We start from the raw sequence: 11,639 nt of genomic DNA on the forward strand, positions 1-11,639 counted from the left end.
CCAGGTTTTTGTTTTTCTAGCGTATGCCGGTCATCTTGGCGTTGCGTTCGCGCTCCAGCTTCATGATGTAGCGCTGTATGCTGGACAGCACGGAGTTGGATAAGTCCATGAACTGGCAACCCAGCCGGCGGTTGGATTTGCCATTCAGCAGGATCAGGTCCTGTGAATTCCGCACTTGCAGCGTGACATCGATCAGGCCTATCGTCGGCAGATCAATCTTGCAGTTCTTGTATTCGGTACCGATCGCGCAGTCTATGATCTTGCGGTCATCCAGGATGGCCACGCCGCCGCAACTGATATCCACCAGCGACAATTTTACTGTTTCCGTACGATTTTCTTCGGACAGCGTCATCTGGCAGCGTATAGGATTGGACAGCGGGGTATTGATACGGTAGTACTCGCGCCTTTGCAGCCTGATCATACTGGTCGGAATGCCGAACTGCAGTGCCGGCCGATTTTCGAAATCGGTGCGCTGTATGCCGGTCGATGAAAATTGTATGCTGATCCTGTCCAGCAGGCCTTCAAACGATACCCGCGGCGCTTCCACGATGCGTTGATTGGCCAGTTGGCCCGGGGCGCTGTCGATGATGACGGTGTTATTGGCGTCGTCCACTTCCAGGATGGATGTGATGAAAACTTCGGACCCGCCGTTAATCATCATGCTGATCAACTGGTTGGCTTCTTTCAGGCCGCGCAATAGCGAGATGATTTCACGTCGCGAGTCGACCTGAAATGGACTTTGGTTCTCGGTGCCCAACACTGGAGGAGCTGATTGCATATACGTTTGTGGTGACCTGAAATGGATGAGTGGGAAATGTGCTTCCAGCCTGATTTCCGGATCAGATATCCGGTTTTCTGGATTCTCCAGATTTCTCTCTCTCAATATGGTATAGCCAAGCGAGCAGTTCTGCAACCGCACGGTACAAGGCAGGCGGAATATCCTGGTCCAGCTCCACCTTCATCAACAGCGATACCAGTTCCTTGGACTGATGGACAAACACGCCATGCTCCTTGGCCTTGGAGATGATGGCTTCAGCGATCAGGCCACGGCCTTTCGCGACCACTTTAGGCGTGGTAGCGCCGCCCTGATAGGCGAGTGCGACCGCGCTTTGCATGTCGGATTTAGGCTTTGTCATCCTTTTTCACCGAAAAACTGTCCAGTTGAGCGCCTGCTTGCTTCAGCGCTTGCGCCAATGTTACAGCATGTTCCTGTAAAGCGGTGGCGGAGGATTCAGAGTCGGTGCGGACGAAAATCTGCAGATGTTCGCCATGCAGGTTGATCGTTGCGGCAATTGCCCCCAGATGCGGCAGCTCGAAGCGCACGGTGCTTTGCCATGATTGTTCGGGTTCGGTCTGCTGGCTTTTGTTCTTTTCGGTGTTGCGGGTGACTTCCCATTCCATGGGTTGGCCCGGAAGCAGGTTGCCTTGCCAGACGATGCGTTGCTGTTCCAGCGTATTCAATTGAAGATTGACCATTTGCGCAAGTTCGGTGCCCTTGGCTCCATTGACCCCGTTCATGTCGGCGTCATTACCCAGGGCCTTGCCGATTTGCGCCTGCGGCTCCCGCATCAGGTCATTCAGCGGGCGCTTGCCCTCGGCCCAGTCGGCCACATGCGATTCATAGAACAGACCGCTGGAGCTGATGGTCTGCTTCAGCGTGTCGGCCATTTTGTCGGTATGCGCCATCGCCTCGCTGGACGCCGCTAGCGGGGTCTTGCCGACCAGCGAGTTTGGCGCTCCCTGTTCCTGGGCAGACCGCAGCATTTGGTCGATCAGTTTTCCTGCATTGCTCAAAATGGTCGGCGCACTGGATGCATGGTCGGCTTGGGGAGCCTGGTTTGTCGCCGTTTTGGCATCCAGCACCTGTCCGGTTTTGACAGCTTCAGTCTTTTCTTGGCCGGTTTCCGCCAGATAGGTGCCCAAGGGGTTTTGTTTGGAGCCGGCCAGAGGATTGGTATTGTCCTTGCCGTCGGTCTTTTGCTGGGCACCTTCTACCAGTTCCTGGCGCGTCAAGGCGACTGTGGTCGCAGATCCTTCGCCGGATTCCAGCAGGAAGGTAGGGCGGGGATTGGTCGAGATGAGGGTGAGTGGCAGGGAGGTGCCGGCTTTACTGTCTTTGGGGAGCGCCATGCGGGCGGTGGCGCCGTCCAGGCGGACTACAAAGGTACCGTCATTCAGACGGGACAGGATTTCGCCCTGAATCTGCTTCCCAACCACCAGTTGGGATAGCCTGGAAACGACATCCTGCCTTGTTTCTCCTACGGATGCTGCCGAGTTGGGAGCGTCAACCGATGGCGGCGGTCTGACTTGGTTGTCGACCCTTGGCAGCATAGTGATCAGCCGATACGGTTGCTACCGTAGGCATTTGATAGTTTGCGTGCTGTTCCGGTATTTCTCATCAATGCACTCAGGTGCGCCATCCAGGGTTCTGTGATCACACGAATTTCCCTGTCGTCAGCCAGTATTTTCTGGATCAGCTTGATCTTCTTTTCCTTGCTTTGCGGTGGCAAAGGTGCAGGAGAGTCTTCTTGTCTCAAGGTCTGTATGTGTTTTGCGCAATTGCTTTCAAGGTCGCTGAATTTTTCCCAGTCCTGCGATTTTGCTGCAACCAGCATCTGATCTGTAATTTCTGAAACTACTTCGTAGATAGAAATGATTTCTTCGCTATTCATCATCGTTAAACACTCACAAAAGAATATTTATTAGGGGCAAGTGCGTCATAGGCCGACATTTTTGGTCCTGCAGATTTTCCGCTCGCGGTGCTTGCATTGGTAGTGTCGGGGCCGCCAGCATCTGCGGTGCCTGCGCTACCGTTACCTATCGCATCCCACGCGGTTTTCAAATCAGTGAGCAAGGTATGGACTTCTTCCAGTATCTTTACGTCGTTTTTCAAGTTCGCTTCCAGCAGGCGCGCACTCATGTATTCATACAGCGCATCCAGGCTTTCTGCGATGTCGCCGCCGGCATTCTTGTCCAGGCTGGCACGCAGGCCGCCGTCAATGATCAGGATTGCCTTGGAAATGGACATGCCTTTTTCGGGGATGTTACCTTCCGCCATTTGTTGCATCGCTGTCTTGATGGCGACCAATGCACCCTCAAACAGCATGACTATCAGCTTGTGCGGGCTGGCAGCAGCCACCCCGGTTTCCATGCCTACTTTTGCGTAGGCATTTGCACCATTACGTATGGAACCAAACATCAATAACTCTCCTGGTAATCCTTGAAATAGTCAGCGTGACCGCTAGCCATTTGCCGATATTTTTGCTAGCTGCTGCGTCAAAAATGTAGACGTCGACTGCATGCTGCTGATCGATACATCCAATGCCGTGTATTGAGCGCGTAAGCGTTTCTCAGTCTGCGCCAATCGCGTATTTAACGCATCGGATTGCTGGTCTATACTCTTGATCGATGCATTGATTGAATCATTGGCAGCCTTGATCGAACCATTTGTGCCGATAAAACTGTCCAGCAGCGAACTGAACATTGACGCATATCCGCTGGAGTAGTTGACTGTGCCGCGATCACCGAGAGCACCGCCGGAAATATCCACCTTGACGCCGGCCGCCGGACCGCCGTCGGCACCGGTGAGGGTCGTGCCGCTGCCGCTTGCTGCTGCGCCGCCTATCGTGCCCTGGATATCGGTACCTACGGTTTCTGTTGTCGTTCCAAACAAGTTGGCTGCACCGGCGCCGGAGACGCTCACTTTGGATGCCGAGCCATATTTATTGGACGTAATCGTGAACACGCCGTTGTTCTGCGTCACAGAGACATTGATGCCGGCGCTGGAAAAAGTTTTGTTGCCATTAATGAGTGATTGCAACTGCGTGGCCAGCCCGCTCGCGGTATATGGCGTGCCGGATGGCGTCAGATTGACGCTTGCGGTCGTACCATTGATAGTCAGGTTAAGCGTGTTATTGCCGCTATTGATGCTCAGGCCCGCAGCAGTACTGCCGGTAACATTGCCCTGGGTAGCCAGAGCCGTGATATTGATCGCATTGCTGCCGACAGGAGCGGTTTTCCCCGCACTGACGAACTTGACCAGGCTGTCGGAAGTGCTGCCTGAACTTGCCAGCAGTTTTTGCACGTCGTCCGGATTACTCTTCAACACGGAAGACAGTTTGCTGGAATCCAGCGCCAGCGTGCCGTCGTCCTGGAAGGTAATGCCGATCTGGCTCAAATTGGTCAGATTGCCGTTCAATCCAGGCACATCTGTCGTAAACATCTTGCGAATGGAATTCTGGATATTCCTGGTGGCCGCATCGCCAACCAATGGACCGCCACCCGTAGGAGCTGCGCCTGCACTGGCTTGCTTGCCGGGCGCTGTCAGACCGGTGATGGTCGTGTTCAGGTCGTTGTATGCCTTCACAAAGGCATTCAGGCTGGCTGTAACAGTAGTGGTGTCAGCGGAAAGCGATAGTGACGTGGTACCGATTTTGGAGGCCGTAACGGTAACACCGGGGATCGCGCCGCTGACGTCATTGGTAGGGCTGGTAATGTCAATACCACTAATATTGACCTTGGCATCCTGTCCCACCGTTTTTTGCGACAGGTTTTGAGTGCCGGCAGGATCGTAGGCAAGCAGGTTTTGAATGGCGGAGTCGCCGGAAACCGAAATCTTCATGCTGGACGTCTGCCCAGTCTTGGTCGATGTCAGTACCAGGCGGTTGGGGGCGGACGAACCATCTGAAACGATGCTGGCGGTAACGCCAAGGCCGGCTTTGTTGATTGCGTCCTTGATGCCTTGCAGTGAATTATTGGTTCCGTCTATCGTGATGGTGCCCGCGCCTTTGGTGCCGTCTTCAGTGAAAGTGGCTCCCGTATAGGTGCCGTCAGGATTCAACGTGCCGCCGGAAATGCCGCCGAATTCAAAGGTGATCGAGGTCGATGCGCCCGAACCTATGGTCGCAGTGGTGCTGACCTGGCCGGTAGCAGCCAGATTTTGCGCCTGCGCCAATTGCGAGACATTGATGTTGTAATTGCCTGCGGAAGCACCTGTAGTCGTGGTCGCGGACAATATCGTCGCGTCGCCGGCTGTGGCAGAAAGCGCATGGTACTTGGAAGCGTCGCCCAGGCTGGTGAGCGTGCTCTGGAATGCACTCAAAGCACCGCTCAGGCTGCCATAAGCAGACAGCTTGGCTGTGTAAGATGCCTCTTTAATTTGCAGTAATTGCAATGGCCTGGCTTCGACAGTCATCAACTGACTGACAATGCTGTTCACATCGATACTGCCGCTACTGGTTGCACTGACGGTCACGAATGCCTCCGACTAAAACTATAATGTATCTGATAGCGGGCTATTCCAAAGCGACCTAAAGAGGGGAGAATTACCTGCTATTTCGAGATTCGATATAAGAATGCTATCAAGCTTTTTGCTTGATCAGCACACCTTGCAGTTTGTTTTGCAGATCATCCAGGGCCTTGGAGATTTCCAGCGCTTCTTTGGATGGCATCTGACGTATTACTTCCTTGGTTTTCTGGTCAACTACCTTGACTATAGCGCGGTCCGCGTCCGAGTCAAATGAAAATTCCAGGTCTTGAGAGAAAGAGGACTTCAGCATGTCATTGATGCTTTTGACTGCCTGGGTGACTTGTGCAGTAGTAGGGGCAGGGGATGGTTGCTTTATATCAGTAGCCTCTACAACAGGGGCGACGGCTGCCTTGACAGGCACTGCAGGGCTTGCTGTATCGGTGCCGTAAGCGCCAATACTCGCTGCACGCGACGCGGCTGAACTAGCTCCGCCGGTAGGTGATATATCCATGATTGCTCCCTCTATGACAATAAGCCTGGCAGAAAGAATTTCTGCCAGGACTTATTTACCGTACTATTTTTCCGATTAACGTAACAGCGCTAACACGCCGTTAGGCAGCGAGTTCGCTTGCGCCAACATCGCAGTACCAGCTTGTTGCAGGATCTGGCCACGTGTCAGATTGGCTGTTTCTGCTGCAAAGTCTGTATCCTGAATACGGCTGCGGGAAGCAGACAAGTTTTCAGAAGTAGTTTGCAGGTTAGTAACAGCGCTGCTGAAACGTGATTGTAAAGCACCGAATGTAGCACGTTGGCCGTTGACTGCGGACAAAGCGGAGTCGATAACCTTCAATGCATCTGTTGCGCCTTTAGCGGACGAAACGTCGATGTTGGACACAGTGTTCAAAGTAGCAGAGTTTGCAGTGAAGTCTGTTGCACCTGCAATGTTACCAACGGTGAAGCCTTTGTCCGAGTTCATGACAACATAACCCAGCGATTTGGATGTTGTACCGCCATTTGCAACGGCCGCATCTACCGCACCTTGCGCATTACCAGAAGCATCCAGATTCTGGTTATCGAAAGTTGCTGTTGCTGCAGTACTATTGTTAGTAATAGCAATGTTGTTACCGCTTGCGTTGGTCAGGATCAGTGCATCGTTTGTCGAGTTCAACTTGGCGGTTACGCCTGTTTTGGAAGAAGCGTCATTGATTGCCGATACTGCTGTTGCCAGGCCGCTAGCGTCCAGATTGGCGCCAACAGTGAAAGTAACGTTGGCTGCGGTAGAGTTGTCGGATACCAGGCCCAGAGAATAGGACTGACCTGCGACAAATTTTACCTGTGTATCTGTTTGTGCTGTTGCGCTCACACCGGTTGTGTCGGAAACGCTATTAATCGACGTTGCGACTGTTTTTGCTGTGTCAGTTGCTGAAACGTTGATTGTTTTTGTTGCCAAACCTTGGATGTCGAAAGTACCAGCTGCGTAGGCGGCTGTGGCACTTGCTGCTACACCGTCAGTAGAGAAAGCATTGTTACCATAGCTGTTTGTACGGAAGTTTGCTGTTGTCGCTGTAATCGTTTGACCGGCGTTAGCACCAACTTGGAAAGATGTAGTACCAAAGCTGCCGTCCAGCAGGTTCAAGCCGTTGAACTGTGTAGTTTGAGCTGTACGGTCCATCTCGGAGATCAGCTGGCCAACCTCTTTCTGGATCGCTGCACGGTCAGTTGCTGTATTGGAGCCGTTGGCGGACTGTACGGCCAGTTCACGAATACGTTGCAAGTTATCGCCTGTGGTTGCCAAAGCACCCTCAGCAGTTTGCATCAGGGAGATACCGTCGTTTGCGTTACGGCTAGCTTGTGACAGACCGTTGATCTGAGCAGTGAAACGATCGGCAATCGCCAAGCCTGCAGCATCGTCTTTTGCGCTGTTAATACGCAGACCGGAAGACAAGCGCTGGATCGAAGTGTTCAGGGACGATTGTGAAGTCGTCAGGTTACGCTGAGCATTGAGTGAAGCAATATTGGTATTAATTACTGAAGCCATGTTGATTCTCCTTACCGAAGTCATTAAATTTGGCGGAACACGCCTTAAACTTTGGTCTGCCTCGTAAAGACTAAGACAATCGGACCGCCGTTGCTAAGTGATATCGGACGGACTCCCAAAATGTTTAACTAGTTTCTGCAGATAAATATTTTTTTTTGGCCTTCAATTTATATTGATTACTTCGCTCTACGGCGTTATCTGAAAATACTTTAGGGTAAATTTTCAGTTAATTTTCGCAATGTTTTTTCTGTTCATAACCCCAAACCTTGGAGAAAAAATAGATTTCTTGTCGTGTTTAAGCTTATTTGAGAATTTAATTTTAAGAAAAATTAAAATTAAGACAACTCAATTCAAATTCCGGCGCTATTTACTTACTGAATAAAGCTTTTTTGATCACCAGAAATAAGGGGGAATTGCCGTTGATTTTATAAAATTGCTTTTGGGAAATATAATTTATTGTCTATGTGCAACAATTAGGCGATGGAATATTCTTTTTGCTGCAACTTTATCTACTATCCCGAAAGACATTTATGAAGAAGCGTTTATTTGCCGCCCTACTGGTAACTTGTGCTTTTACCGCAAGCAGCCAGGCTACGGTGATTGACTTTAATGCTGATAAGACTTATCACGCCAGCGGCCTGTATCAGGAAGATGGTTTCCGTATTGCCGCCAACGAAGACGGCGCGAATAAGAATCAGACTCTTGTTTTTTGGGGCGATAACAGCGCTCATTACAATGCCGACAGCAAAGGCAATACGCTGACTAATAATTATGCTGGTGCGACACTGACTCTCACCAAATCCGGCGGAGGCACTTTTTCATTTGATTCTATTGATATGGGGGACGGTGCAAACTCCACGTCTTCCGGAAATGTCATATTCAATTTCTTCTTCGCGAACGGGCTAACGAGCCAAAAGACAGTAACATTGGATAATATCGTCGGCCTTCAAACATTTGTTTTTAATTTGACAAACCTGTCAGCCGTATCATGGACTCCGTTGACGACAACAGCCAAACGATCCCAGGTGGATAATATTGTTCTGGATACTACCGTCCCTGCCAATCCTGTTCCCGAGCCAGCTTCACTGACGTTAGCCGGGATCGGGCTCATGGTTCTTGCAGCGAGCCGTTTCTTAAAAGCTCGTGCAGATTCTTGATGCTGCGAGGGTATTTGTGTCAGAGTGCGATCTGATCGCCGGTCAGCTAATCGCAGATAGATTTAGGCCCCCGACGCGCTTGTCGATCTCGTGAGGTTTACAGGACTGGGGGCAGACTCGGCTAATGGCGTGCATAGTCTGCGAGCGACCGGCTTTTCATTGCAGCGACCGGTTTAGCACACTTGAGTAAAATGCCGTTTTTAACGCAACACATCGCGGATCTTATTGAATGCCGTCAGGTAATGTGCAACATTGGGATTGTCATTCATGGCCATTTTCAGGGCGTCGCTGACCACGGCTTCATGCTCAAACTGGTTCAGGCGAGTGGATGACCAGGCGCAGGCGAAGGTATTGTAGGCCCACACTTTCCAGTCGCTATTGCTCTTTAATAGTAAAGAAGCAATCCGCTCCATCAGGAATACTTTTCTTTCCACGTCTTCGTAGCTGGTCGTATGGCAAAGCCGGGCCTTCAATTCGCTGTCCGGACCCTCGCAAATTGCGTACATGGCTTCATTAATCTGCAGCCACTGGCGCCAGAACGCTGGCCGCGCGACGAAAAAATTGCTGAATACAATATGGCGGGAGTCCATGATCAGGCCGGCCAACCGCAAGGGCTTGCCTATCGCGGCCAGAAAATCCTCGCCGGTCTGCGTGAAACCTTGGTCAAACAACTCATTCTGCTCGAAGACATTCAGGAAGAATGCGCCCATGTCAGCCTGCGGGCTGAAGGTGATGACATCCGTGTCGGCGGGGGAGGACAGTATGAACTGGACGGTCTGTGCATGCGAAAGCCCGGTCTTGGCACGGAACTTGGGTGAGAAAAAACCGTAAAAGCACTCCTCGTCCAGCGTTTCACTCAATAGGAAATTACGGATGGGGTAGTATTCACGCCAATCCGCCCGTGGATTGTCAGTGATATTCAAGGCGGAGTAACCCGCTTCCATATTGGCCAGGATTTGTTCGGAATAGGCTATCTGGTAGAGCTTGACTTGGCGCATGAGATGGATTCGTTGATCAATGTGGTTCTTGCAATTGGCTGAGTAGGGTTTGCCGCGAGCCTTGAGTCCGCTATGCAGTTTGTTTTAACTCAGCCAGCAAACGCGTGATGACCGCATCAAAGTCGGCCACAAATTTATGCGTATTCAGTGCCGCGCTATTTTGCTTGGCTGCCTTCAGTATGTCGCTGCTTTGCGCTTGTTGCTGCGGGCTGAGCGCAAAGGCAACGGCCTTGTCTTCATACTCTGCATGCGTATCGGCGATCAGGCTCTCCAGCCCGACCGAGCGCAGTATGCTGCCGGCCATGCGCGAGGTATAGCTGCGTCCAGATAAGGTCACCAGCGGCAGACCCACCCAGACGGCATCGTTGGCGGTTGTGCCGGCATTGTAGGGGAATGTGTCCAGGAACAAATCGGCCGAGCAGAATCGCGATAGGTAATCGGTAGGAGACACTCTGCCGGCAAAAAACAGGCGGTCGGGGTCGATGCCATGTGCTTGTGCCGCATTGCGCATGTTTTGCTCGGACCATTGATTGTCCTTCAGTAGCCACAATACACTGTCCGGAACCCGGCGCAGTATGCGCATCCATGACTCGAATACTTCAGGGATGATCTTGTAGTTGTTGTTGAAGGCGCAGAAAACGAACTTATCTTCCGGCAGTCCGTAATGCGCTTTTTTCTTTTCGCTGGAATATTCGCGCTGGTCATCGCTGACCTGGTAGCAGTCCGGCATATACAGCGGCTTTTCGGTGAAGTGCTGTGCCAGCTCCGGCGGATAGATATACTCATCGCCGATGACGTAATCGACATAGGGCAGTGCGGAAGTGCCGGGATAGCCCAGATAGGCGATCTGTATGGGAGCAGGGCCGCGGGCCACGATATTCGGGCGCGTGCCTGCAGTCAGCCCCTGCAGATCGAACAGGATGTCTATTTCCTGCTTCTGGATCAGCTCTGCTGCTTTTTCATCGCTGGTACCGGCGATGTCGTAGTATTTATCAAAGGATGAGAATACGCGGTGCTGGAAGGGCGTGCCGTCCCGGTTGCTCCAGCCGAAACCTATCACTTCATACTTGTTGCGATCGAGGAGTTCAAAGAAGCGCACCGTCAACAGTGATAAGGCATGCAGGCAGAAGTCGCCGGACAGGAAACCGATTTTCAGCTTCTTATGCTCAGGATAAAGCCGGCCGAACGGCATCATGCGCGGCACGTCGATGACATTCTTGCTCACATAATTGCGCGCGGTTTCCAGCAGGCGGGCGGGGTCGTCGGTCAGGCCGAGCAGGGCCAGCGGCGAGGCCGCCTGCCACATGTTTTCAACGGAAATGCCGGGCAGCTTGCGCAGGCTGGGCCATTTGCATTGTTTTTGCCGCAGGTGTATCCAGTGGTACAGCGCTGCCGGCTGCTCCTGGTTCAATTCCAGGCTGCGCCTCAATACGTCCTCGGCCTCGTCATACTCTTTGAACTTGTCCAGCAGCCTGCCCATGCCGTTCAGCAGCATGATGTGAATGCCATTATTCTGCGCATCCTTGAGCGCCGGCTCGGCTAGCGAGGCGCGCCATTGCTTGATGGTTTCCTGGAAGTGGCCCTGGCGTTCCAGATGAACGCCGACATTGTATTGGGCCTGGAAGAAATCCGGCTTCAGATGCGCCGCCTGGCGAAACGCCGCTACGGCTTCGGAGGAGCTGCCGACTTCACCCAGCAGCACCCCCAGGTTGAAATAGGCGGCATGCTCAAGCGCCCGCTCCGGGTGCTTGAGCCAGGCCCTGTAGAGATCAATCGCCTTAGCCTGTTGCTGCGTGCGGATCAGTTGCTCCGCCATCGGGATGACTTTTAACAGCTCAAGCTTGCCTTGCAGGGCCAGCGCAAGAAGTTCGTCGTAGTTAGTTTGTTCTGAGTTGGACATCTTTTCGTTTTTCTTATTTGCTGCACATTGAGGTCAAGTATCCGTGCTGGCGATGCCGCGCAATCGCGTAAAAGGCATGTAACAGGCATGCAGCAGGATATGGTCGCCCAGTGATTTTGCAAAATGGATAGCCTAAACGCAAGCAGAAATACTGCTTTAAGCGGTTTATTTGTGTTTTCGGTACGAATTGCAGATTTCGGACAGCTTTCAGCCGGATATCAAGTCGGCCATCAAGCCGATCTCCGGCCTAAGGCAAATGCCCAGGCGTAAAAAAAGCGGCAAGACTTTTCAGTCTTGC

Annotated in this window: 11 protein-coding genes; 1 reads left to right on the forward strand and 10 read right to left on the reverse strand. The window is 52.2% G+C overall.

The genetic code is table 11. From position 1 onward, the window contains the following. Positions 1-16 precede the first annotated feature (16 nt). The 8 genes from IEW12_RS27200 to IEW12_RS27235 form a co-directional block, all read right to left on the reverse strand. On the reverse strand, positions 17-778 hold the full coding sequence (locus IEW12_RS27200) for a flagellar brake protein (RefSeq protein WP_188569287.1): 762 nt from the start codon (positions 776-778) through the stop codon (positions 17-19). Between the two features lie 61 nt (positions 779-839). Further along, on the reverse strand, positions 840-1,136 hold the full coding sequence (locus IEW12_RS27205; RefSeq protein WP_188569288.1) for an EscU/YscU/HrcU family type III secretion system export apparatus switch protein: 297 nt from the start codon (positions 1,134-1,136) through the stop codon (positions 840-842). Beyond that, a complete protein-coding gene (fliK, locus tag IEW12_RS27210) occupies positions 1,123-2,331 on the reverse strand; it encodes a flagellar hook-length control protein FliK (RefSeq protein WP_188569289.1) in 1,209 nt (402 codons plus the stop codon). The genes IEW12_RS27205 and fliK overlap by 14 nt, the downstream gene beginning before the upstream one ends. Positions 2,332-2,336: 5 nt before the next feature. Further along, positions 2,337-2,675: a flagellar protein FliT gene (locus IEW12_RS27215; protein ID WP_229751384.1), complete on the reverse strand. Its 339-nt coding sequence runs from the start codon at positions 2,673-2,675 to the stop codon at positions 2,337-2,339. Between the two features lie 2 nt (positions 2,676-2,677). Further along, positions 2,678-3,199 (reverse strand): flagellar export chaperone FliS, encoded by a 522-nt coding sequence (gene fliS, locus IEW12_RS27220; protein ID WP_188569290.1) that lies wholly within the window; start codon positions 3,197-3,199, stop codon positions 2,678-2,680. A gap of 42 nt (positions 3,200-3,241) precedes the next feature. Continuing rightward, positions 3,242-5,254 carry a flagellar filament capping protein FliD gene (fliD, locus tag IEW12_RS27225; protein WP_188569291.1) on the reverse strand — a complete coding sequence of 671 codons (2,013 nt, stop codon included), beginning with the start codon at positions 5,252-5,254 and terminating at the stop codon, positions 3,242-3,244. 106 nt (positions 5,255-5,360) lie between these two features. Continuing rightward, positions 5,361-5,759 carry a flagellar protein FlaG gene (locus IEW12_RS27230; RefSeq protein WP_188569292.1) on the reverse strand — a complete coding sequence of 133 codons (399 nt, stop codon included), beginning with the start codon at positions 5,757-5,759 and terminating at the stop codon, positions 5,361-5,363. 75 nt (positions 5,760-5,834) lie between these two features. Then, complete coding sequence (locus IEW12_RS27235) at positions 5,835-7,286, reverse strand: flagellin N-terminal helical domain-containing protein (RefSeq protein WP_188569293.1); 1,452 nt, start codon at positions 7,284-7,286, stop codon at positions 5,835-5,837. Positions 7,287-7,816: 530 nt separating this feature from the next. Between IEW12_RS27235 and IEW12_RS27240 the strand changes: the two genes are divergently transcribed. Next, complete coding sequence (locus IEW12_RS27240) at positions 7,817-8,443, forward strand: PEP-CTERM sorting domain-containing protein (protein WP_188569294.1); 627 nt, start codon at positions 7,817-7,819, stop codon at positions 8,441-8,443. A 200-nt stretch (positions 8,444-8,643) separates the two neighbouring features. On the opposite strand, the gene IEW12_RS27245 is transcribed toward IEW12_RS27240, so the two are convergent. Next, a complete protein-coding gene (locus tag IEW12_RS27245; protein ID WP_188569295.1) occupies positions 8,644-9,441 on the reverse strand; it encodes a hypothetical protein in 798 nt (265 codons plus the stop codon). Between the two features lie 70 nt (positions 9,442-9,511). Beyond that, on the reverse strand, positions 9,512-11,341 hold the full coding sequence (locus IEW12_RS27250; protein WP_188569296.1) for an O-linked N-acetylglucosamine transferase, SPINDLY family protein: 1,830 nt from the start codon (positions 11,339-11,341) through the stop codon (positions 9,512-9,514). Positions 11,342-11,639: the final 298 nt, after the last annotated feature.

Origin of the sequence: Parundibacterium terreum (genome assembly GCF_014636315.1) — a bacterium.
GTDB lineage: Bacteria > Pseudomonadota > Gammaproteobacteria > Burkholderiales > Burkholderiaceae_D > Undibacterium > Undibacterium terreum.

Bases quoted from the DNA above. Each gene is read 5' to 3' on its own strand.
- IEW12_RS27200 (WP_188569287.1), bottom strand. From the start codon at position 778: ATGCAATCAGCTCCTCCAGTGTTGGGCACCGAGAACCAAAGTCCATTT.
- IEW12_RS27205 (WP_188569288.1), bottom strand. From the start codon at position 1,136: ATGACAAAGCCTAAATCCGACATGCAAAGCGCGGTCGCACTCGCCTAT.
- fliK (WP_188569289.1), bottom strand. From the start codon at position 2,331: ATGCTGCCAAGGGTCGACAACCAAGTCAGACCGCCGCCATCGGTTGAC.
- IEW12_RS27215 (WP_229751384.1), bottom strand. From the start codon at position 2,675: ATGATGAATAGCGAAGAAATCATTTCTATCTACGAAGTAGTTTCAGAA.
- fliS (WP_188569290.1), bottom strand. From the start codon at position 3,199: ATGTTTGGTTCCATACGTAATGGTGCAAATGCCTACGCAAAAGTAGGC.
- IEW12_RS27230 (WP_188569292.1), bottom strand. From the start codon at position 5,759: ATGGATATATCACCTACCGGCGGAGCTAGTTCAGCCGCGTCGCGTGCA.
- IEW12_RS27235 (WP_188569293.1), bottom strand. From the start codon at position 7,286: ATGGCTTCAGTAATTAATACCAATATTGCTTCACTCAATGCTCAGCGT.
- IEW12_RS27240 (WP_188569294.1), top strand. From the start codon at position 7,817: ATGAAGAAGCGTTTATTTGCCGCCCTACTGGTAACTTGTGCTTTTACC.
- IEW12_RS27245 (WP_188569295.1), bottom strand. From the start codon at position 9,441: ATGCGCCAAGTCAAGCTCTACCAGATAGCCTATTCCGAACAAATCCTG.
- IEW12_RS27250 (WP_188569296.1), bottom strand. From the start codon at position 11,341: ATGTCCAACTCAGAACAAACTAACTACGACGAACTTCTTGCGCTGGCC.